Annotated in this window: 17 protein-coding genes and 1 tRNA gene; 3 read left to right on the plus strand and 15 right to left on the minus strand. The window is 42.7% G+C overall.

Going from position 1 to position 24,248, the window contains the following annotated elements; translation table 11 throughout:
* From ACHUE3_RS15900 to ACHUE3_RS15960, 13 genes are all read right to left on the minus strand, one after another.
* Positions 1 to 215, minus strand: a 215-nt coding sequence (locus tag ACHUE3_RS15900) for a GTP-binding protein (protein WP_021033140.1), incomplete at its 3' end; no start/stop codon positions are given.
* A 68-nt stretch (positions 216 to 283) separates the two neighbouring features.
* Positions 284 to 2,392: an elongation factor G gene (gene fusA, locus ACHUE3_RS15905; protein WP_394193344.1), complete on the minus strand. Its 2,109-nt coding sequence runs from the start codon at positions 2,390 to 2,392 to the stop codon at positions 284 to 286.
* Positions 2,393 to 2,419: 27 nt separating this feature from the next.
* Positions 2,420 to 2,890 carry a 30S ribosomal protein S7 gene (rpsG, locus tag ACHUE3_RS15910; protein WP_010392135.1) on the minus strand — a complete coding sequence of 157 codons (471 nt, stop codon included), beginning with the start codon at positions 2,888 to 2,890 and terminating at the stop codon, positions 2,420 to 2,422.
* 97 nt (positions 2,891 to 2,987) lie between these two features.
* Positions 2,988 to 3,362 (minus strand): 30S ribosomal protein S12, encoded by a 375-nt coding sequence (gene rpsL, locus ACHUE3_RS15915; protein WP_002958885.1) that lies wholly within the window; start codon positions 3,360 to 3,362, stop codon positions 2,988 to 2,990.
* 192 nt (positions 3,363 to 3,554) lie between these two features.
* Complete coding sequence (gene rpoC / locus ACHUE3_RS15920; protein ID WP_394193345.1) at positions 3,555 to 7,727, minus strand: DNA-directed RNA polymerase subunit beta'; 4,173 nt, start codon at positions 7,725 to 7,727, stop codon at positions 3,555 to 3,557.
* Positions 7,728 to 7,830: 103 nt separating this feature from the next.
* A complete protein-coding gene (rpoB, locus tag ACHUE3_RS15925; protein ID WP_394193346.1) occupies positions 7,831 to 11,856 on the minus strand; it encodes a DNA-directed RNA polymerase subunit beta in 4,026 nt (1,341 codons plus the stop codon).
* Positions 11,857 to 12,126: 270 nt separating this feature from the next.
* Complete coding sequence (gene rplL, locus ACHUE3_RS15930) at positions 12,127 to 12,489, minus strand: 50S ribosomal protein L7/L12 (protein ID WP_099295626.1); 363 nt, start codon at positions 12,487 to 12,489, stop codon at positions 12,127 to 12,129.
* A gap of 77 nt (positions 12,490 to 12,566) precedes the next feature.
* Positions 12,567 to 13,061 (minus strand): 50S ribosomal protein L10, encoded by a 495-nt coding sequence (gene rplJ / locus ACHUE3_RS15935; RefSeq protein ID WP_099295625.1) that lies wholly within the window; start codon positions 13,059 to 13,061, stop codon positions 12,567 to 12,569.
* Between the two features lie 319 nt (positions 13,062 to 13,380).
* Positions 13,381 to 14,085, minus strand: a complete 705-nt coding sequence (gene rplA, locus ACHUE3_RS15940; RefSeq protein ID WP_394193347.1) for a 50S ribosomal protein L1 — start codon at positions 14,083 to 14,085, stop codon at positions 13,381 to 13,383.
* A 4-nt stretch (positions 14,086 to 14,089) separates the two neighbouring features.
* Positions 14,090 to 14,518: a 50S ribosomal protein L11 gene (gene rplK / locus ACHUE3_RS15945; protein ID WP_338365786.1), complete on the minus strand. Its 429-nt coding sequence runs from the start codon at positions 14,516 to 14,518 to the stop codon at positions 14,090 to 14,092.
* Between the two features lie 216 nt (positions 14,519 to 14,734).
* Complete coding sequence (gene nusG / locus ACHUE3_RS15950) at positions 14,735 to 15,292, minus strand: transcription termination/antitermination protein NusG (RefSeq protein WP_394193348.1); 558 nt, start codon at positions 15,290 to 15,292, stop codon at positions 14,735 to 14,737.
* Between the two features lie 4 nt (positions 15,293 to 15,296).
* The gene (gene secE, locus ACHUE3_RS15955) at positions 15,297 to 15,674 is read right to left on the minus strand and encodes a preprotein translocase subunit SecE (RefSeq protein ID WP_099295623.1); all 378 of its coding nucleotides are present in this window, start codon (positions 15,672 to 15,674) and stop codon (positions 15,297 to 15,299) included.
* 131 nt (positions 15,675 to 15,805) lie between these two features.
* Positions 15,806 to 15,882: transfer RNA gene (locus tag ACHUE3_RS15960), tRNA-Trp, on the minus strand.
* A gap of 164 nt (positions 15,883 to 16,046) precedes the next feature.
* Between ACHUE3_RS15960 and ACHUE3_RS15965 the strand changes: the two genes are divergently transcribed.
* Together ACHUE3_RS15965 and ACHUE3_RS15970 are read left to right on the plus strand one after the other, a co-directional pair.
* The gene (locus ACHUE3_RS15965; protein ID WP_394193349.1) at positions 16,047 to 20,033 is read left to right on the plus strand and encodes a hybrid sensor histidine kinase/response regulator transcription factor; all 3,987 of its coding nucleotides are present in this window, start codon (positions 16,047 to 16,049) and stop codon (positions 20,031 to 20,033) included.
* Positions 20,034 to 20,134: 101 nt separating this feature from the next.
* The gene (locus ACHUE3_RS15970; protein ID WP_394193350.1) at positions 20,135 to 21,265 is read left to right on the plus strand and encodes a CsgG/HfaB family protein; all 1,131 of its coding nucleotides are present in this window, start codon (positions 20,135 to 20,137) and stop codon (positions 21,263 to 21,265) included.
* A gap of 37 nt (positions 21,266 to 21,302) precedes the next feature.
* On the opposite strand, the gene ACHUE3_RS15975 is transcribed toward ACHUE3_RS15970, so the two are convergent.
* On the minus strand, positions 21,303 to 21,803 hold the full coding sequence (locus ACHUE3_RS15975; RefSeq protein ID WP_394193351.1) for a hypothetical protein: 501 nt from the start codon (positions 21,801 to 21,803) through the stop codon (positions 21,303 to 21,305).
* Positions 21,793 to 22,539 carry a deoxyribose-phosphate aldolase gene (deoC, locus tag ACHUE3_RS15980; protein ID WP_394193352.1) on the minus strand — a complete coding sequence of 249 codons (747 nt, stop codon included), beginning with the start codon at positions 22,537 to 22,539 and terminating at the stop codon, positions 21,793 to 21,795. Before deoC ends, ACHUE3_RS15975 begins: the two co-directional genes overlap by 11 nt.
* A gap of 276 nt (positions 22,540 to 22,815) precedes the next feature.
* Between deoC and cysG the strand changes: the two genes are divergently transcribed.
* Positions 22,816 to 24,237 (plus strand): siroheme synthase CysG, encoded by a 1,422-nt coding sequence (cysG, locus tag ACHUE3_RS15985; RefSeq protein ID WP_394193353.1) that lies wholly within the window; start codon positions 22,816 to 22,818, stop codon positions 24,235 to 24,237.
* Positions 24,238 to 24,248: the final 11 nt, after the last annotated feature.

Here is a 24,248-nt window from a genome sequence, read left to right on the forward strand (position 1 = left end):
GTATCGTACTCAACGTGTGAAGTTGAGATTGTGATACCACGCTCGCGCTCTTCTGGAGCGTTATCGATTGATGCGAAATCTTTAGCAACACCGCCGTATACTTTTGCAAGTACGTTAGTGATTGCTGCAGTTAGGGTTGTTTTACCGTGGTCAACGTGGCCGATTGTACCAACGTTTACATGCGGTTTTACGCGTTCAAACTTTTCTTTTGCCATCTTAAAAAATTCCTATAAAGAAATTAAAGGTCGAGCTCGTTATTGAGCCAAACCAAGCTAAAAATTACTTAAGTGCGAGCTGCAATTATTTTATCTGCAACATTTTTCGCGGCTTCAGCGTACTTCAAAAACTCCATAGAGTATGAGGCACGGCCTTGTGTTGCAGATCGCAGATCAGTTGCATAACCAAACATTTCAGAGAGCGGAACTAAAGCGTTAACTTGTTTAAGTCCACCGAGTGCCTCTTCCATGCCTTCGATCATGCCGCGACGACGGTTTAGGTCGCCAACTACATCACCCATGTTTGCTTCAGGAGTGAGTACTTCAACCTTCATCATTGGCTCTAAAAGTACAGGGTTTGCATCAAGTGCGCCCTGCTTCATTGCCAAAGAACCTGCTATTTTAAATGCCATTTCATTCGAATCTACATCATGGAATGAACCATCATATAAAGTCGCTTTAACGCCAAGTAACGGGTAGCCTGCCAGCACACCTTGAGCCATTTGCTCTTGGATGCCTTTGTCTACCGCAGGGATGTATTCTTTAGGAACAGAGCCACCTACGGTTTCGTTAACGAACTCGTAAATTGGGGCTTCATCATCCGAAATATCCATCGGTTCAAGTTTAAGCCAGACGTGACCATATTGACCACGACCACCTGATTGACGTACGAACTTCCCTTCTACCTTAACGGTATCACGAATAGCTTCACGGTAAGAAACCTGCGGCTTACCAACGTTACATTCAACACTGAATTCACGTTTCATACGGTCGACAATGATATCGAGGTGAAGTTCACCCATACCAGAAATTATAGTCTGGCCTGACTCATCATCAGTTTGTACGCGGAAAGATGGGTCTTCAGCCGCTAGTTTACCTAGTGCGATAGCCATCTTGTCCTGGTCAGCGATTGTGCGAGGCTCAACCGCAACAGAGATTACTGGTTCTGGGAATTCCATACGCTCAAGCGTAATTTTAGAATTCGGATCACACAGTGTCTCACCTGTTGTAACGTCTTTAAGACCAATAGCCGCCGCGATATCGCCTGCGTGGACTTCTTTGATCTCTTCACGTGAGTTTGAATGCATCTGAACGATACGACCAAGGCGCTCACGCTTACTTTTTATTGGGTTGTAAACCGCATCACCCTGTTTAACAGTACCAGAGTAAACACGGAAAAAGGTTAAAGTTCCAACGAACGGGTCTGTTGCAATCTTAAAAGCAAGTGCAGCAAACGGTGCATTGTCATCAGCAGGACGTTCTTCCTCAGTGCCATCTTCAAGGATACCTTGAATTTGTTTCACTTGTGTTGGTGCAGGCATATATTCAATAACGCCATCAAGCACAGCTTGAACGCCTTTATTTTTAAATGCGCTACCACAAGTCATTGGGACGATTTCGTTTGCTAATGTACGCTGACGCAAAGCTGCTTTTATTTCAGCTTCACTCAGGTCTTCACCTTCCAAATACTTATCCATTAGTTCTTCAGAGGCTTCAGCAGCACTTTCAACTAAATGAGAGTGCCATTCTTCAGCGAGCTCTTGAAGATCTGCCGGTATTGCCTCATAAGAGAAAGTCATCCCCTGGTCTTCAGAATTCCAGTTGATCATTTTCATTTTTATGAGGTCAATTACACCTTTAAAGTCGTCTTCAGCGCCAACTGGCAGCTGAATTGGAACAGGCGTTGCTCCAAGACGAGATTTCACCTGGCTAACAACCGTTAAGAAGTCGGCGCCCGTGCGATCCATTTTGTTTACGAAGATCATTCTCGGAACTTCGTATTTGTTCGCTTGACGCCAAACTGTCTCAGTTTGCGGCTGTACACCCGATGAAGCACAAAGAACAACTACCGCACCATCAAGTACACGTAAAGAACGTTCTACTTCGATAGTGAAATCTACGTGTCCTGGAGTATCAATTATATTGATACGATGGTCGTCAAATTGCGCGTCCATCCCTTTCCAGAAACACGTTGTCGCAGCAGAAGTGATTGTGATACCACGCTCTTGTTCCTGCTCCATCCAATCCATAGTTGCGGCGCCATCATGCACTTCACCGATCTTATGAGAAAGACCCGTGTAAAACAGAACACGTTCTGTTGTGGTGGTTTTGCCTGCATCTACGTGAGCAACAATACCGATATTGCGGTAGCGCTCAAGTGGAGTTGTACGTGCCATATGATCCTCTTAAAGGTTAAGGGCAGATTACCAACGGTAATGAGCGAATGCTTTATTCGCTTCAGCCATACGGTGAACGTCTTCACGTTTCTTAACCGCAGTGCCTTTGTTGTCAGCAGCGTCAACGATTTCTTGAGCTAAACGTAAGCCCATAGATTTTTCGCCACGCTTACGTGCAGCGTCTACTAACCAACGCATACCTAATGCGTTGCGACGTACTGGACGTACTTCAACTGGTACTTGATAAGTAGAACCACCAACACGGCGAGATTTAACCTCTACCTGTGGGCGGATGTTATCAAGTGCAGTTTCAAAGATTTCAAGGTGCGATTTGCCTGATTTCTCAGCAGCCACATCTAGCGCACCGTAAACGATTTTTTCAGCAGTAGATTTCTTGCCGTCTAACATTACGATGTTAACGAATTTTGCAAGAAGTTCCGATCCGAACTTAGGATCTGGAAGAATTTTACGTTGACCTATTACGCGTCTTCTAGGCATTTTGTATCTCCGGTTTATTCAGGTTTGCTCTTTCGAGACAATAACCCAAAACAATAATTAATAATATTTAGTGCTTGGCCTTACTAACGGAATACAATTAGCCCTTAGGGCGTTTTGCACCGTATTTAGAACGAGCTTGACGACGGTCGCTTACGCCTGCACAGTCAAGTGCACCACGTACAGTGTGGAAACGCACACCTGGTAAATCTTTAACACGACCACCACGGATTAGGATTACACTGTGCTCTTGAAGGTTATGACCTTCACCACCGATGTATGAAGTTACTTCGAAACCGTTAGTTAAACGTACACGGGCTACTTTACGTAACGCCGAGTTTGGTTTCTTAGGTGTAGTTGTATATACGCGAGTACATACACCACGCTTTTGCGGACACGCTTTAAGCGCAGCTGAGTTACTTTTAGTAACCTTGCTACGACGTGGCTTACGCACTAGCTGGTTAATAGTTGCCATTTAAATAGCTCCTGAAATTAAAATTACTACTGAAAAAATAAAAAAATCCGCCCTTTTTACAAGCTCGTAACAAACGCGCAGGTAAATGGGTGGCGGAATTTTAATGAGCAAAGTTTAACCTGTCAACATAAACCGTTAGCAAGGCAGCAGATAACTGCCTTGCTAAAATCTAATCTATTGATTAGATTAAGTTTATTGATTTCCAGATAAATCAGCGTTTAAAGCGTCTGTTAGTGCTTGAGTCGCCTCTTCTGCACTTACTGTTTGCTCTTCAACAACTAAACTTTGCTTACGACGTGCCATACGCTCTTGGTGATACGCAAAACCGGTACCGGCTGGGATCAAACGACCCACTATTACGTTTTCTTTCAGACCGCGAAGTTCATCGCTCTTACCATTTACAGCGGCTTCTGTTAGGACACGAGTTGTCTCCTGGAACGAGGCTGCCGAGATGAAAGATTCTGTGGCTAGTGATGCTTTAGTGATACCCATTAATTGGATTTCATATTTAGCAGGTAACTTGCCTTGAGCTTCTAAGTCGCGGTTTGCGATATTAACGCGTGCCACTTCAATTTGCTCACCGGCTAAGAATTCACTATGACCGCCGTCAAGGATGGTACATTTACGGATCATCTGACGGATAATTGTTTCAATGTGCTTATCATTGATCTTAACGCCTTGCAAACGGTAAACCTCTTGCACTTCGTTAACGATGTAGTTAGCAACATGAGTCACACCACGTAGGCGTAAGATGTCGTGTGGTGATTCTGGACCATCGGCGATAACCTCACCTTTAGACACTTGTTCACCTTCGAACACGTTAAGTTGACGCCACTTAGGAATCATTTCTTCGTAATGATCGCCTTCAGGTGGAGTAATAACTAAACGTTTCTTACCTTTAGTCTCTTTACCGAAGCTAATAGTACCAGTGATTTCAGCTAAGATAGCTGGCTCTTTTGGTTTACGCGCTTCAAATAAGTCGGCTACGCGTGGTAGACCACCCGTGATATCACGAGTTTTCGAACCTTCTTGCGGGATACGTGCTAACACGTCACCAGGGTTTGCCGTTACGCCGTCTGTTACTTCAATCGTGGTGAATGAAGGAAGACGAGTTTCTTGCAAGCCACGCTCTTCACTTTCGATGATAAGCTTCGGCTCTTTCGCATTCGCTTTAGCAAGATCTTTAACAACAATACGAGTTAAACCGGTTAATTCATCAGTTTGAGTCTCTGTATTCGAGTCATCGATATCGCTGAACGATACTTTTGATTTATGCTCAAGAACGATTGGGTGACTATGCGGGTCCCAAGTAGCAACAATGTCGTTACCTTGAACTTCAGCATTATCTTGAACTGTTAATACCGCACCGTAAGGTACTTTATAACGCTCTTTCTCACGGCCATGACTATCGATGATAGTGATTTCCGTTGAACGTGAAGTAATAACAATCTTACCGTCTGTATTTAATACATACTTAGCATTGTGCAGTTTTAATGTACCGTTAGTTTTAACTTGTACGTTATTCTCTGCTGACGCTCTTGATGCCGCACCACCGATGTGGAATGTACGCATCGTAAGCTGTGTACCCGGCTCACCGATTGATTGTGCTGCAATAACACCGACCGATTCACCTGCATTGATGATATGACCACGTGCAAGGTCACGACCATAACACTTAGCACATACACCAAAATCGTTATCACACGTGATAACTGAGCGTACGCGAACTTCGTCAACTGAATGCTCTTCTAGAAGGTCACACAGTTTTTCATCAAGCATGATATTACGTTCAACAAGTACAGTGTTAGTACCTGGAATAACGATATCTTCAGCAACAACACGACCTAATACACGTTCGCGAAGTGCTTCTACAACGTCACCACCTTCGATAAGCGGTTTCATTGTTAAGCCATCTTCTGTGCCACAATCGTCTTCGTTGATTACCAAATCTTGTGCAACGTCTACTAGACGACGCGTTAGGTAACCCGAGTTCGCTGTTTTCAGTGCTGTATCGGCAAGACCTTTACGCGCACCGTGCGTTGAGATGAAGTACTGAAGTACGTTTAGACCTTCACGGAAGTTAGCCGTGATTGGCGTCTCGATGATTGAACCATCTGGACGTGCCATTAGACCACGCATACCTGCTAGCTGACGGATCTGAGCGGCACTACCACGAGCACCTGAGTCTGCCATCATAAACACTGAGTTAAATGATGGTTGCTCTTCTTCTTCACCTTTCGCATTGATAACCGTGTCTTTTGACAAGTTGGCCATCATTTCACGTGATAAGTTTTCATTTACACGTGACCAGATATCGATAACTTTATTGTACTTTTCACCAGCCGTTACAAGACCTGATTGGAATTGTTGGTTGATTTCAGTTACTTCAGCTTCTGCTGCTTCAATGATTGATGCTTTAACTGGCGGGATAACTAAGTCATCGATACCAATTGAAACACCAGACTTCATCGCGTAGTGGAAACCGGTGTACATAACTTGGTCAGCAAACACAACAGTGTCTTTTAGACCTAGACGACGGTAACACTCATTTAATAAGCTAGAAATCTGCTTTTTACCTAATGCTTGGTTGATTGAATCAAACGGCATACCTTTAGGTAAAATAAGAGACAAAATTGCACGACCTACAGTGGTATCAATAATAGTAATAGTATCTTCTACTACACCATTTTCGTTCTTCACTGATTGGCTAATACGAACTTTTACGCGAGCGTGAAGTTCAGCATTGCCACTACGGTATGCTTTTTCTGCTTCTTTTGGATCTTTAAATACAGTACCTTCGCCTTTCGCATTGATGCGATCACGAGTCATGTAGTAAAGACCTAATACAACGTCCTGTGAAGGAACGATGATTGGCTCACCGTTAGCAGGCGATAAGATGTTGTTTGTCGACATCATTAGCGCACGTGCTTCAAGCTGTGCTTCAATCGTTAACGGTACGTGTACCGCCATTTGGTCACCATCGAAGTCGGCGTTATAGGCCGCACATACTAATGGATGCAAATGAATCGCTTTACCTTCGATAAGCACAGGCTCAAACGCTTGGATACCCAAACGGTGAAGTGTTGGTGCACGGTTAAGTAATACTGGATGTTCACGAATTACTTCGTCTAATACATCCCATACTTCCGGAACTTCACGCTCTACCATTTTCTTAGCAGCTTTGATTGTCGTAGCCATGCCGCGACGCTCTAATTTGCCATAGATAAATGGCTTGAATAGCTCAAGTGCCATCTTCTTAGGAAGACCACATTGGTGAAGCTTAAGTGTAGGACCCACTGTGATTACAGAACGGCCAGAATAATCTACACGCTTACCAAGTAAGTTCTGACGGAAACGACCTTGCTTACCCTTGATCATATCAGCAAGAGATTTAAGCGGACGCTTGTTAGAACCTGTAATTGCACGACCACGACGACCGTTATCAAGTAGCGCATCAACCGCTTCTTGTAACATACGTTTTTCGTTGCGTACGATAATGTCTGGTGCTGCTAAATCTAATAGACGCTTAAGACGGTTATTACGGTTAATAACACGACGGTAAAGGTCATTTAGATCTGAAGTCGCAAAACGGCCACCATCTAGTGGTACTAATGGACGTAAATCAGGTGGCAATACTGGAAGTACTGTCATGATCATCCACTCAGGATTATTACCTGATTGGTGGAACGATTCCATTAGTTTAAGACGTTTAGTGATCTTCTTGCGCTTAGTTTCAGAGTTAATTGTTGGTAACTCTTCACGCATTTCAGCAATTAATTGCGCAAGATCGAGTTCACGAAGCAAGTCTAATACTGCTTCAGCACCCATCTTCGCTTCAAACTCATCACCGTGCTCTTCAAGTGCATCTAGGTATTCTTCTTCACCTAATAGTTGACTACGCTCAAGCGTTGTCATACCAGGCTCAGTTACTACGAATGATTCGAAGTAAAGAACACGTTCAATATCACGAAGCGTCATATCAAGCATTAAGCCGATACGTGACGGTAATGATTTTAAAAACCATATATGTGCAACTGGGCTCGCAAGGTCGATGTGACCCATACGATCACGACGCACTTTAGTGAGTGTTACTTCAACGCCACACTTTTCACAGATCACACCACGGTGTTTAAGACGCTTATATTTACCACATAAGCATTCATAATCTTTCACTGGTCCGAAAATACGGGCACAGAATAAGCCATCGCGCTCAGGCTTGAAAGTACGGTAGTTAATAGTCTCAGGTTTCTTTACTTCACCGTATGACCATGAACGAACCATGTCTGGTGAAGCAAGACCAATGCGAATTGCATCGAATTCTTCGGTCTTATTTTGTTGCTTCAGAAACTTAAGTAAGTCTTTCACCTTAGCTCTCCTGTCGGAGTTAATCTTGAGGACGGGTGTTCTCGTCCCTACATTCTATTCGGCCGTAACAGATGCTACAGGCTAGCTGTAGCACCTAATTGGCTTAATTTTCTTCCAACTCGATGTTGATACCCAGTGAGCGGATTTCTTTCAACAATACGTTGAACGATTCTGGCATACCTGGTTCCATTTTATGGTTACCATCAACGATGTTTTTATACATCTTAGTACGACCGTTCACGTCATCCGATTTCACTGTTAGCATTTCTTGTAGAGTGTAAGCAGCACCGTAAGCTTCAAGTGCCCATACTTCCATCTCACCAAAACGCTGGCCACCGAACTGTGCTTTACCACCCAGCGGCTGCTGAGTAACAAGGCTATAAGAACCAGTTGAACGCGCATGCATTTTGTCATCAACTAAGTGATTCAGTTTCAGCATGTACATGTAACCTACAGTTACTTGACGTTCAAACTGATCGCCAGTACGGCCATCATAAAGTGTAACCTGACCACTTCTTGGGTAGCCACCTAACTCAAGCATGTCTTTGATTTCGCTTTCTTTCGCGCCATCAAATGCAGGAGTAGCAATTGGTAAACCACCTTTTAAGTTTTCAGCTAAACGACGGATTTCGTCATCAGAGAAGCTAGCAATGTCTACTTTTTGGCGACAATCACCAATTTCGTAGGCTTGCTTGATGAATTCACGTAGCTCATGAAGCTCACGCTGCTCTTTCATCATTTCTTCTAGACGTTCACCGATACCACGCGCAGCTAGACCCATATGTGTTTCAAGGATCTGACCGATGTTCATACGTGATGGTACACCTAGTGGATTCAATACGATATCTACCGTACGACCTTTAGCATCGTATGGCATATCTTCTACTGGTACGATAGTCGAGATAACACCTTTGTTACCGTGACGACCCGCCATTTTATCACCCGGTTGGATACGACGTTTAACAGCAAGGTATACTTTAACAATCTTAAGTACGCCTGGCGCTAAGTCATCACCTTGGGTAATTTTACGACGTTTGTTTTCAAACTTCTTATCGTATTCAGCTTTAAGCTCATCGTACTGTGCAGCTAGTTGCTCAAGTTCAGCTTGCTTGTCTTCTTCAGCAAGGCTTTGAGTTAGTAGCTTCTCAGCATTAAGTGTCGCTAATTGTTCTTCGTTTTGACCAGCAGCTACAAGTAACTTGCGAGCGCGGTCTAGAACGCCTGCTTCAAGAATACGGAATTCTTCATTAAAGTCTTTTTTCGCATCACGAAGTTGCATTTCTTCAACTTCTAGCGCGCGCTTGTCTTTTTCAACACCGTCACGGGTGAAAACTTGCACGTCAATTACAGTACCAGTTACAGAGTTTGGTACACGTAATGAGCTGTCTTTAACGTCAGACGCTTTTTCACCGAAGATAGCACGTAGTAGCTTCTCTTCCGGTGTTAATTGCGTTTCGCCTTTCGGAGTCACTTTACCTACTAGGATATCGCCGCCTTTAACTTCAGCACCGATATAAACAACGCCTGATTCATCAAGCTTGCCTAGTGCAGATTCACCGACATTCGGGATATCTGCTGTGATCTCTTCAGGACCTAACTTTGTATCACGGGCGATACACTGTAGTTCTTGAATGTGGATAGTCGTTAGACGATCTTCTTCAACTACGCGCTCTGATAGTAGGATTGAATCCTCGAAGTTATAACCGTTCCATGGCATGAATGCCACGCGAAGGTTTTGACCAAGGGCTAAGTCACCTAAGTCAGTCGAAGGACCATCTGCTAACACATCGCCACGAGTAACCGGTTCACCAACCATACAAGTTGGTTTTTGGTTAATACATGTATTTTGGTTAGAACGGGTGTATTTAGTTAAGTTGTAGATGTCGATACCCGCTTCACCAGGGATGCGTTCTTCTTCATGTACATTAACAACGATGCGACTTGCGTCAGCATACATTACTTCACCACCACGTTTTGCAACAATCGTAACACCAGAATCTTTCGCTAGTGTTAACTCTATACCAGTACCTACTAACGGTTTATCCGCTTTAAGTGTTGGTACTGCTTGACGTTGCATGTTTGAACCCATCAATGCGCGGTTAGCATCATCGTGTTCTAGGAACGGGATAAGTGCGGCCGCTACAGAGATCACCTGTTGTGGTGATACATCCATATATTGCTGGTCCATGCGACCCATAAAGGTTGATTCACCTTTGTGACGACATGGGATTAATTCATCAACAAACTCATTGGTTTCAGTTAAGTTTGAGTTCGCCTGTGCGATAACAAACTGACCTTCTTCAATGGCTGATAAGTAATCAACTTCATCAGTTACAACACCATCTACCACTTTGCGGTAAGGTGTTTCTAAGAAACCATAGTCATTAGTACGTGCGTACGTAGACAATGAGTTAATTAGACCGATGTTTGGACCCTCAGGAGTCTCGATTGGACATACGCGACCATAGTGAGTTACGTGAACGTCACGTACTTCAAAGCCAGCGCGTTCACGTGTAAGACCACCCGGCCCTAATGCAGAAATACGACGTTTGTGCGTTACTTCTGATAGCGGGTTATTTTGGTCCATGAACTGTGATAACTGAGACGAGCCGAAGAACTCTTTAACCGCTGCCGAAATCGGCTTAGCGTTAATTAGATCTTGTGGCATGATCGCATCTAGGTCACCTAAGCTTAAACGCTCACGTACAGCACGCTCAACACGTACTAAGCCTACACGGAATTGGTTCTCAGCCATTTCGCCAACACTACGGATACGACGGTTGCCTAAGTGGTCGATATCATCAACATCGCCTTGACCGTTACGAATAGCAATTAATACTTTCATAACAGACACGATGTCTTCTTTGCTTAATGTGCCAGGGCCTGTGTCAGTGTCATAACCAACACGGCTATTGAACTTCATACGACCTACAGTTGATAAGTCATAGCGTTCTTCTGAGAAGAATAAGTTCTCAAATAAGGCTTCAGCCGCGTCTTTCGTCGGTGGCTCGCCTGGGCGCATCATGCGATAAATTTCTACAAGTGCTTCTAAACGGTTAGTGCTTGAATCGATACGTAAGGTATCTGAAATGTATGCACCGCTGTCAACTTCGTTGATATATAAAGTATCAATCTTAGTGTGACCCGCTTTTACAAGCTCAGCCATTACTTCAAGTGTTAGTTCGTCATTAGCGGTTGCAATGATTTCACCCGTTGACTCGTCAACGTAGTTCTTTGCAATAACACGGCCAATAATGTACTCATGTGGTACTTCTAACTGAGTAATGCCTTTTTTCTCAATGCTCTTGATATGACGCGCAGTAATACGACGGCCACTTTCAACCAGCACATCACCGTCTTCACCTTTGATATCAAAGGCAGCGGTTTCACCACGTAAACGTGAAGGCACAAGTTCCATAAGAACTTTACCGTCAGTTACTTCAAATGCAGTGGTTTCGAAGAACATCTCAAGGATTTCTTCAGTCGTGTACTCAAGTGCACGTAAAATGATAGACGCCGGTAATTTACGACGACGGTCAATACGTACATATAAGTTATCTTTTGCATCAAACTCAAAGTCTAACCACGAACCACGGTAAGGAATTACACGTGCGTTATATAGTACTTTACCCGATGAGTGAGTTTTACCGCGGTCGTTATCAAAGAATACACCAGGGCTACGGTGTAGCTGAGAAACGATAACACGCTCTGTACCATTGATTACAAAGGTACCGGTATCGGTCATGAGCGGAATTTCGCCCATGTAAACTTCTTGCTCTTTAATGTCTTTAACTGTGCCTGGAGCTTCTTTGTCCATTACTACAAGACGCAATTTTACGCGAAGTGGAGCAGAAAAAGTCACACCGCGAATTTGACATTCTTTTACATCGAATACTGGCTCACCAATACGATAACTTACGTATTGAAGCTCAGAATTTCCCGAGTAGCTTTTGATTGGAAACACTGATTGGAAGGCTGCTTCCAAACCGTGATCGCCATCAGCGTCCGGGACTAAGAATTTTTTAAACGATTCTAACTGCGTCGACAGTAAGAAAGGTATATCCAATACTTGTGGACGTTTACCAAAATCCTTACGGATACGTTTCTTTTCAGAATAAGAGTAAGCCATGGGGTTCCTCAGCTTGCTGATCTTTGACCCGACCTGTTCTTGTAAGAACAGACTTAACTGGCATCTATGCCAAGATGTACAACATTTAATTGTTGTTCCGACAGACTCCCATTTCAACACTAGCAAACTATAAAGCGTTGAAATTAAAGAGAAAATCAGATTTTATTTGAGCTATAGGAATACATAACTCTATAGCGCAAAAAGGCCGGTGATTAAATAATCACCAGCCCTTGCCTGATTTCTCAGACAGCGAACCTAGCGCGAGCTAGATTACTTAACCTCAACTTCAGCACCAGCTTCAGTAAGGTCTTTAGCAAGCGCTTCAGCTTCTTCTTTAGAGATACCTTCTTTAACTGGAGTTGGAGCAGCTTCTACAAGAGCTTTCGCTTCTTTAAGGCCTAGGCCAGTTGCGCTACGTACAGCTTTGATTGCCGCAACCTTGTTAGCGCCAGCGCCAGTAAGGATTACGTCAAATTCAGTTTTCTCTTCAGCAGCTTCAGCAGCAGGACCTGCTACCATAGCAGCTGCAGCAGTTACGCCGAATTTTTCTTCCATTGCTTCAACAAGAGCAACAACGTCCATTACTGACATTTCAGCAATTGCGTCAAGGATTTGGTCTTTAGTTACAGACATTACAAATTTCCTAATAATTAACGGACTCAAAGGTCCAAAAAAATTTTACACCGAAAGAAAGTTTAAACAGCTTAAAATTAAGCAGCTTGCTCTTCTTTCTGTACGCGTACTGCTTCAATTGTTTTACACAATTTGCCAGCAGACGCTTCTTTCATAGCGCTCATTAAGCGTGCAACAGCTTCGTCGTATGTAGGTAAAGTTGCAAGCATGCCTGCATCTACTACATTGCCTTCAAAAGCGGCCGTTTTAAGCTCAAATTTCTCATTCTTTTTCGCGAAATCTGAAAAGATACGCGCAGCAGCACCAGGGTGCTCTGATGAGAAAGCGATTAAGCTTGGACCAACGAATGAATCAGAAAGGCACTCAAAATCTGTTCCTTCAAGAGCACGTTTTGCTAAAGTGTTACGGACAACTTTCATCCAAACACCCGCTTCGCGAGCTTCTTTACGAAGGGCAGTAATTGCACCAACTGTTACACCACGAGAATCTGCAACAACTGCAGATAGAGCACCAGTGGCTGCTTCGTTGACTTCAGCAACAATTGCTTTTTTGCCTTGAAGATTTAAAGCCATGGGTGTTACTCCTGGTTTAATGGGTCACCGTTTATCGGCTTCCCTGTTTTACTCTTCCCCATCAATAAAGATGGAGATGCTTTTTACGGCGAGAGCCAGAAGGATTAGGAAAAATCTATCTGGGGATTCACACCGTCTACGTAGGATATTAAGGCCTAAGCCCCCTACGGTCTTGGACGGAAGCCCAATTTATCGCTTTGCCCGAAGGCGCACCGAAATTATGGACTTCAACCCGAATTCTTTACATTGTTGAACAATCAAATTATTCAACAAAATGGCGCGAAATTATAGTACAAATTTCACGCCATGTAAACACTTATTAAGCTACAGTTGTGCTTAATGTGTTTTGGTCAACAGCAACACCTGCGCCCATTGTTGTAGAGATGGTTACTTTCTTAACGTAAACACCTTTTGCTTGTGAAGGTTTAGCCTTCTTAAGCGCAACAATAAGAGATTCAAGGTTTTGTTGAAGTTGCTCAGCTGTGAAATCAACCTTACCAATAGTAGTATGGATGATACCATTTTTGTCATTGCGGTAGCGCACTTGACCAGCTTTAGCATTTTTAACTGCTTCTGCAACGTTAGGTGTTACAGTACCAGTTTTAGGGTTTGGCATTAGACCACGTGGGCCTAAGATTTGACCTAGTTGACCAACAACACGCATAGCGTCTGGTGATGCAACAACAACGTCAAAGTTCATCTCGCCTTTCTTAACTAGATCAGCAAGATCTTCCATACCTACAAGTTCAGCACCGGCTTCTTTCGCAGCTTCTGCGTTAGCGCCTTGTGTGAATACTGCAACGCGAACGTCACGACCAGTACCGTTAGGTAGTACAGTTGCACCACGAACGTTTTGATCAGATTTACGAGCATCAATACCAAGGTTAACAGCAACGTCAACACTTTCTACGAATTTAGCTGTCGCTAACTCTTTTAAAAGAGCAACTGCTTCGTTGATTTCGTAATCTTTAGTTACTTCCACTTTCTCGCGGATAGTACGCATACGTTTAGTTAATTTAGCCATGTTCTTAGTCCTCTACGTTCAAGCCCATCGCACGCGCAGAACCTGCGATAGTGCGAACCGCAGCGTCTAAATCAGCCGCTGTTAGATCAGCTCGTTTAGTCTCAACGATTTCTTCAAGTTGAGCACGAGTAACCGTACCTACTTTTTCAGTGTTAGGACGGCCTGAGCCTGATTTGATGCCTGCAGCTTTCTTAAGTAAGTAAGCAGCCGGTGGCGTTTTCATGTCGAACGTAAATGAACGGTCGCCGTAAACAGAGATCACTACAGGAACTGGAGCGCCTTTTTCGATAGATTCTGTACGTGCGTTAAACGCTTTACAGAATTCCATGATGTTTACACCGTGTTGACCTAGTGCTGGACCTACTGGAGGACTAGGATTAGCCATACCAGCAGCAACTTGTAGCTTGATTAGAGCTTCAACTTTCTTAGCCATTATAAATACCTCATTAGGTGGGTCTTAGCCTTGTGCGCGCGAGGACGCGTACTCTAGCGGCTTCCCAGTTTAAAAATTGGTTTCGTACTTTTTGTAATCAATTCAAGAAACTCTATCCCTGAATACAAAAAGGCCGCTGATTATAAGTTAATCAGCGGCCTTTTTCAAGTACTATGCAAAGTAATAAATCACTTCGCATAAACTATCTAATTTTTATTACTTATCTTGTTCAACTTGACCGAATTCAAGGTCAACTGGCGTAGAACGACCAAAGATAAGTACAGAAACTTTTACGCGACTCTTTTCGTAGTCAACAGCTTCAACCACACCGCTGAAGTCAGCGAATGGACCGTCAACAACACGAACCACTTCACCTGGTTCAAACAATGTAGCAGGTTTAGGTGCTTCAGCGTTCTCTTGTAAGCGATTAAGAATACGATCAGCTTCTTTAGAACTGATTGGCGCTGGGCGGTCAGATGTACCACCGATAAAGCCCATAACACGTGCTGTGCTGTTCACTAGGTGCCAGCTTGCATCGTTCATATCCATTTGTACTAGTACATAACCTGGGAAGAACTTACGCTCAGATTTACGCTTTTGACCAGCGCGCATCTCAACAACTTCTTCTGTAGGTACTAATATTTCACCAAAACTGTCTTCTAAACCTTCAATCTTGATATGTTCAACAAGGGTTTGTGCAACACGCTTCTCATAACCTGAGAAAGCCTGTACTACGTACCAACGTAGTTTCTTTTCGTTGTTCTCATCCGACATGGGATCAGATCTCCAATCCAGTTAAAAAGCCTACTGCGCGGAATAAAATGCCATCTAATCCCCAAAGGATAAGTGCCATAATCACAGTTGCTACCATTACAATAAATGTCGTATGGGTAGTTTCTTGGCGCGTCGGCCACACTACTTTACGTACTTCAATACGCGCTTCTTTTGCAAAAGCAAGGAAGGTACGTCCTTTTTCTGTTACTGCTGCAATGCCTAAACCGGCAGCAACTGCAATAACAACACCAATAGCACGTAATAACACAGACTGATCTGCGTACATATAATTACCAACTACTGCGCCTGCAAGTAGCGCAATTGCCACAAGCCACTTTACTGAATCCATCCCACTTGATGGCGTTTCTACATTCGTGCTCATAATATTATTACCTTAACTACAGACACAACAACCCTACACTACGGCAGGGTTAATCCATTAAAATCTAAACTTAAAAACAGACTTATTTAAACCGATTTTTAACCTAAGACTTTACCCACTCACAAGAAAATTGGCAGGGGCGGAGAGATTCGAACTCCCAACCGTCGGTTTTGGAGACCGCTGTTCTACCAATTGGAACTACGCCCCTGCAAAGTGGATGCCTATTATACTTACGCAATTCATTAACACAAGAGTAAAAGATACCCATTAACTAAAATCTCACCTCATATGAAGTAAAACAATCTTAACTTTAATTAAAAATCAGTTTATGCTTGCTTCAATTAAGGGAACAATAAAAGCGGAAGGGAATCTGTGTCGATAGGTAAAATCATCATTTATGCTGTGATCATAAGCTTTAATGTTTTATTTCCAACCCAATCTAATGCCCAATCCCTTCACTTAGACACTTACTCTACTGAGCAAGGTTTAACACAAAACTCAATCACCTGTGCCATCAACGACAAGCGTGGATTTCATTGGTTTTCCACTCAAGGCGGCCTTAATCGTTTTGATGGCTATGACATAAAACGCTTTAAATCATATCCGATGGACCCGTTAAGCCTTTCCGGGAATTGGATCACAGCATGTGGACATACTAAAAATGGTACCCTTTGGGTTACAACAGCGACACAAGGACTCAGTCTTTTAGATACGCAAACAGGGCAATTTAGCCATATTAATCAAAGCACTGAACTTGCAATTAAAGATAACCGCATTTGGTCAGCAACCGTAGATACAAAGAATACCCTATGGATGGGCCATGAGGATGGCAATTTAACGCAACTTAATATTGAACATAAAACTGCCAATTTTTTTAATTATACCCATCCCGATGCAGGCAATGTAATTTTTAGAGATATAATCACTGGTCATGGCAGCAACATTTGGATTGCTAGCAATGTCGGTTTAATTAAATTTGATAAAAAAACAACACAGTTTGTCCATTATCCTAAGAGCATGCAATCCCTCTGGCGCTTAAAAACCACGCCCAACGGACAGCTATTAATAGCCAGTAAAACTGGCTTGAGTACGTTTAATCCAACGACCGAACAGTTTAAAGATATAGCACAACTAAGTGGTACTTGGATAACAGATATTATGTTCGATAATGAACAAAATCTATGGCTCTCAAGCTATGGAAAAGGGCTTTTTTATCAACCCCATTCTAATAGTGTAAACAATCATTTTGAGCAATATAGGCACTCAGCAAAACAGCAAAATGGCTTAGCAAGTGATTATCTACTTACCTTATACCAAGACCCTCAGAATATTATTTGGATCGGCACGGATGGTCACGGCATCCAACGCTATGATGCATCTCAAAATCAGTTTAACCACCAACAACACCAAGAATCTATAGCCACATCTATAAGCCATAATTTTGTACGTGCTTTATTAAAAGATTCACAAGGTCGGCTATGGGTCGGCACTCGCTCGGGCCTTAATAAGCAAACAAAACACGGATTCATACGCTATACAAAAGATGAAAATGAGCCTTCAAGCTTAACCAATAATAATATTTTTAGCCTCTTTGAGGATGCTAAGCAACGCGTGTGGATTGGTACTTATGGTGGTGGATTACTTCGATACAATCCGCAAAGTGATAACTTTGATGTATTCACAATGCAAAGTCACCAGTTGAGCAGTAATAATATTTACGCCATTACCGGTGATGCTGAGAGTAATTTGTGGCTAGGTGGCAACCAAGGACTCACCCGCTTTAACCCAGACACCTTAGCCGTTAAGCATTTTCAGCATAGTAAAGCGGCCAATAGCTTATCCAACAATACGATTTTTACCCTGCTGTATGACAAGTATGCTAACGCAATATGGGCAGGCACCCGCGTTGGCTTAAATAAATTGCAATTAACGAACGAGCAATTTACCCATTATAAAGCGAATAGTGATACTGCCACTAGCCTGAGTCATAACATGGTCACGTCTATGCACCTTGAGAATGAAAATACGCTTTGGGTAGGCACCATGGGAGGGTTAAACCGCCTTGATAAAAAGACGGGAGTTTCAAGCAGCATCTCAGAGCAAAATGGTTTGCTCAACGATAATATTTTCGCTGTTAAACAAGATAAGCAAGAACGCTTGTGGCTTTCGAGCAATCAGGGGTTAACACGATACGACCCTAAAACAGGGCAAATGCAACATTTTTTACCCAGAGATGGCATCCAACACAACTCATTTATTCTTGGTGCTGCATACCAAGCCGGTGATGGCGAGTTACTCTTTGGCGGGATAAACGGCTTTAACCAATTTTATCCTCGTGAACTATCACGCACCAAGGCAACGCCTGAGCCAATTCTGACAGAATTACTAATTAATAACCAAGCTTCACCAATAAAAAGCTATGCGAGCGAAAATAAAACCAAACTCATTAGTTATACCAACAACCTTACTTTTGATAAGGGTGTAGGGGTAATCGGTTTCACATTTTCAGCGCTAAACAGTAATTCCTCCCCTGATCTTTATCAATACGCGTATAAACTTGTGGGATTAGACAAGCAACTTTTATTTACCGACGCAAAGCAGCGATACATCAACTATTCCCAACTTCCCGCAGGCAGTTACCAGTTGCAATTAAAAGTAAAAGACCAGCATGGAAAGTGGAGTAAACCAAAGGAGCTGATAAACCTCACTATTGTGCCTCCATGGTGGCAATCAACATTTGCTTATATTATTTATACAAGCATGAGCATTTTAATTATCTGGTTAATCATTCATTCAATGTATCGGGCTAAAATTGCAGAACAAAAAAACAAGCAGGCCCAAGAGCTTAATAAACTAAAAAGTGAATTTTTAGATAATATAAGTCACGAATTAAAAACCCCGTTGAGCTTAATTATTGCCCCTTTAGAGTATTTACAAACACACTTTCAAGATAATGCAGCCCAAGTTTATTTATCTACAATCAAACGTAACAGTCAGCACTTACTTACGTTAATAAATCAATTATTACAGCTTAGCCAACGCCCCAGTGCGGCTTTAAACACGGTTTCACCCTACCCAATCTCAACCATCTTCGAACAACTGGTTGAAGACTTTAATATGCTCTTTGTTAAAAAGCAGATTACCTTTTCTATAAAAAAACAAACATCCAATGATTTATTTATTAATGTAGAACCACAGCATACCCTATCTATTATTGGCAATTTACTTAGTAACGCACTCAAGTACACACCTAATCACGGTAGCGTAACAATTACCTTGTCTGAAAATAATCAAATGGTACAAATTAGCGTGCAAGACACGGGTATTGGCATTGAAAAGCATCAACAAGAGAAAATATTTGAGCGATTTAACCGAGTCAATGCAGACAACAATGGTTGTGGTATTGGCTTAGCACTCGTTAAACGACTCACTGAGCAATACAATGGCTCAATAAGCCTTAACAGCGAAAAAACCAAAGGTAGCTGCTTTACGGTGTGTTTACCACTGGTAAAAGCCATGCCACTGCACACGGTAGAGTCTGTAACTGCTATTAACTCGTCACAACATAAAAAAATCCTCCTCGTTGAAGATAATGAAGACATGAGACAACTACTAGTGTCACTGTTTTCACCTAACTACATCTGTATAAGTGCACAAAACGGCGAGCAAGGTGTGATGCTGTGTAAAAGCGACATGCCCGATTTAGTCATTAGCGATGTGATGATGCCTATCATGGATGGCTATGAATTACTCAATACGCTTAGAACCAATATGGCAACAAGCCATATTCCTGTGTTGCTGCTTTCAGCTAAAGCAGATACCCAAAGCCGACTAAAAGGCCTTGATTTACTGGCGGATGACTTTCTAAGTAAACCCTTTGAACCAAAGCTACTTCTGGGTAGAGTACAAGGGTTATTAAATATTAGAGAAGTGCTAAATCGTCATTTGTCGTTGCAACTGTCGAGCCATGAAGAAACGAGTACGAGCGATTCATCGTTTATACAAAACAAAGACTATTCGTTCACTGAGCGATTAAAAAACATTGTTCATAAACATTACCAGCAAGAAAGTTTTACGGTTGAGCTACTGGCTGAACATATGCACATTAGCTCGCGTGCCTTACAGTTAAAGATGAAAGCTATTTTTAATTTAACCCCCACAGACTACATCCGCAATATTCGTTTGGCTCAAGCTGAAAAACTGCTTTTAGAAACAGATCTCGCTGTTGGGTTAATTGCAGATAAAGTCGGCTTTAGTTCGCAAAGCTATTTCGCACGATGCTTTAAAACTAAACACCAGATAACACCAAAGCAGTTTCGCGATAACAATAAAAAAACAGCAACATTTTCGCCTATGTGATGAAACCGTTCGCTTAAGTACTATTTTTAACCAGCTGATTTAAATAAATTAACCTTAATTAAAACGTGCACACTTCTTCGCACTATATTAAGGAAAATAACATGCTAAAAACCACAAAAACGATTCTGTTGAGTTCTTTATTAATAACTGGGCTAGCGGGCTGTCAAAGCACATCAACCAAAGTAACTTCAGAGCAAAACTCTCCGGATATAAACGAAGTCGCTAAGCAGCAATACAACGGCCCAAAAGCCCGAATTGCTGTTGCACGCTTTACTGATAAATCAAATGACTCACGATGGTGGCGTAAAGAATTAGGTGAAGGAATGGCAGATCAACTGACCACCGCACTTGTCAGTACTAACCGTTTTATTGTATTGGAGCGCCAAGCATTAGATGCTGTCCTTTCAGAGCAAGATTTAGCAGTATCAGGCAGAGTGAGCGCACAATCAGGCGCTGCTTATGGCCAAATTGAAGGCGCTGAAATTGTTGTCGTTGCAGCGGTTACCGAGTTTGATGATGATAATTCTGGTGCAAGAGTGGGTTCAGGCGGTTTTATTGGCGATGTGTTTAGCTCTGTTTCAGCTGGCTTTTCTGGGTCGCATATGGCCATTGACCTACGTTTAATTGATACGCGCACTTCACGTATTCTTGCTGCAACCAGCGTTGAAGGTGGCAGCAAAGATTTCGATTTTACCAGCGCAGCAACTAATTTTGGTGGCGCATTGGTTGGTGGCAGCCTTAGTGGTTGGTCAGACACACCAAAAGAAAAAGCACTGCGAGAAGTAATAATCAAAGCGGTGGAGTTTTTAGAAACTAAGGTCCCAGATACCTACTATCGATATAATCAAAACAACACGCTTGCAGCTGGTTATAACGCACCACCACCGCCAAAGGCAGCCAGTAAAAAAGTAGCACCAGCTGCTGTGGTTGTTGATGTGCCGAATCACAGAATGCCACATTATGAAAAAATGGACTTAGCAATGTCTCGCATGAATCTTGTTTGTTTAGGTTATTTAAGAAACCAGCCACATTATGAAGAGTTTGAAACGCAAGATGTTGAATACGACCGTCAAACAGTTATTGCCTTGCGTGAATATCAACAAGAAAAGCAATTAACAGTAACAGGCCTTGCCGATGAAGCAACGAAAAAGCACCTTGATGATTCAAAGTGCATTGCTAAAACGCAAAAGTCAGGACTTGAAAGCTTAGGTAGCATATTTCAGATTGACTAAATTTAAATCAAAAAAAGCGGCTATCCCCTAGCCGCTTTTAATCCACTCGTAATAACTCACCGCGATAAAAATCACACAGTAACCATATTTGTTCAAATTGATGGTTTTTTGGGAAAGCTATTTTTTTGATTGTTGTTTCAAAGTCACTTCTATTCCAGATGGTGCTGGCGTTACGAATTAGCAACCAGGTGCGTTTTGAGTAATAGCGCTTAGTGGCTTTTTGTTTGAGCAATCGTCCTAGTGCTGATTGCAGTCGGTGTTCACTGGGCTGTTGTGCCATGTCAGCTAAGTCACATTGCATTTGTATCGATAATGGCCGGCCTAATACGGCCATTGCCTCGGTTTCGCTGGCGTATAAATGCGCTACTTCTATATCGAGCTGCTCATTTGCTTGATAGCAACTTACATCAGGTCTATTCGGTTCATTATGCCAAATGTGGCGCATATGGATACCGGTTTGCTGTTCGTAACAGCGTAAAAATAACTTAGCAGCCCCATGCTCAAGGGCTACTTTTTCGCGTTCACTGTCACGCTTCATTTAGTACGTTATACACTTGGCTTAATAAACTCGAAGCGCCGAATCTGAATGTTTCCGGGTTTAAGTAATCAGGCCCCATAATATCACTCGCTAGGTGTAAGTAATCACTGGCGTCACTCACCGTTTTAACGCCGCCAGCAGCCTTAAACCCAACCACTTTATTTGAGGCTTTAATCGCTTCTAGCATTACTTTTGTTGCATCAAGCGTCGCGTTAACTGCCACTTTACCGGTGCTGGTTTTAACAAAGTCAGCCCCGCCAGCAATCGCAATTTCTGTTGCTAACTTAATTAACTTTGGTGTTTTAAGCTCACCTGATTCAATGATCACTTTTAATTTTACATGCTCAGGGCATACCGCTTTACTGGCTGTTACATATTCTAGCGCTTTAGCATCATCGCCAGCTGCTAACGCTTTGTAAGGCAGCACCAAGTCAATTTCGTCAGCGCCACGCTCAATGGCAGCTAAGGTTTCGTTAATCACATCACTTAACGCACCATCACCAGATGGAAAGTTGGTTACCGTGGCTACTTTAATGTGGTTTAACTCACGTTGTGCCAGTAATACTTTTGCATCGTCAACAAATTCACTATACACACACACAGCAGCTGGCGTACCCAGCAAAGGCTGGATACTTGCCACTAATTGCGCGATCGTCTGAGTGGTATCAGTGTCATTAAGCGTTGTTAAATCCATAAGGGCAACAGCGCGCGCTGCATCTTTATGTTTTTCATTCATGAATTTACCGCTCTACTCGTATCTAAATTAGTGATCTATATTAGCAAATTATCATAATCTAGCTATATATCATAACTAATCACCATAAGCAGAACAATCCGCTTGAAAGTAGCCGCAATCCCTTGTTAACTAAGCCTTAGGCCAAATTAACACACCCTATATAACTTTTGGTTATATAAACTGGGTTTTAATTATTTTTTACTTCGCTGTACGCGCTATATTCTGCGTTTCTATTAAGCATATATGCTATGACAGTTGTTAAGAGGTGTGACTACAATGCAATATTTACCTATCTTCACCAAGCTAGATAATAAACCCGTACTGGTTGTGGGTGGTGGAGAAGTTGCATTACGCAAATGCCGTGCATTTTTAAAAGCACGCGCCAGTGTAACCTTAGTTGCGCCTTGGTTTTGTGATGAATTAAAAGAGCATGCACAAAACAATGAAGTAACGCTTATCGACGCTTACTTTGAGGAGTCACACCTTGAAGGCAAAATGCTGGTTATCGCAGCTACAGATAATGATGCTGTAAACAACAACGTGTTTGAACTGGCTAATGCAAAAAATGTATTTGTTAATGTGGTGGATGATCAACCTAAATGCACGTTTATATTTCCTTCTATTGTTGACCGTGACCCGATCACCATCGCTATTTCAAGCGCTGGGACAGCCCCAGTACTTGCTCGTCGTTTACGTGAAAAGCTTGAAACACTCATTCCGCAGCATATTGGCCCGTTAGCAACCTTAGTAGGTGGTTTTAGAGACAAAGTTAAACAACGCTTTAAACACTTTGCCGATCGCCGTCAATTTTGGGAAGGCGTATTTGATTCATCCGTGGTTAGCAAAGTTCAAAGTGGTGATACGCAATCAGCCATGGCGCAATTAGAGCAACTACTTGATGCCAAACCAGAACCTGAAGGCGAAGTGTACGTGATTGGTGCAGGCCCAGGTGATCCAGAATTATTGACTTTAAAAGCACTCCAATTGATGCAGCAAGCTGATGTAGTGGTATACGACTACTTAGTGTCAGACGAGATTATGGAACTGGTTCGTCGTGATGCTGATTTAGTCTGTGTCGGTAAACGCTTGGGCGATCACAGTGTAGCCCAAGAAGATACCAATCAAATGCTGGTCGATTTTGCCAAACAAGGTAAAAAAGTATGCCGCATTAAAGGCGGTGACCCGTTTATTTATGGCCGTGGTGGCGAGGAAGTACAAGTGTTGGCTGCTAATCAAGTGAGCTACCAAATTGTACCCGGCATTACCGCAGCCGCAGGTTGCAGTGCTTATGCAGGTATTCCATTAACTCACCGTGACCACGCCCAAGCCATTCAGTTTGTTACCGGCCACTGTAAAAAAGATGGCCAAGAGCTCGATTGGCAATCGCTTGCTAAGCCAAATCAAACCTTAGCAATTTATATGGGAGTGATTAAATCACCACATATTCAAGCGCAGCTACTTAAACATGGCCGTGGCGCAGATACACCTGTCGCAATTATTGAAAACGGCACACGTAAAAACCAACGTGTAGTAACAGGAAAACTAGGTGAATTAGCCGACTTAATTGAAAGTCACAGTATTATTTCACCTGCATTACTGATTATTGGTGAAGTGGCCTCTTTACATGAGCAGCTTCATTGGTTTGGTGAAAAAGCACAAACCAGCAGCTTTGCACAGCCGCTAACCGACGTGGCATAAGAACAGATTTT

Origin of the sequence: Pseudoalteromonas atlantica (assembly GCF_043641955.1) — a bacterium.
Classification (GTDB): Bacteria; Pseudomonadota; Gammaproteobacteria; order Enterobacterales; family Alteromonadaceae; genus Pseudoalteromonas; species Pseudoalteromonas atlantica_A.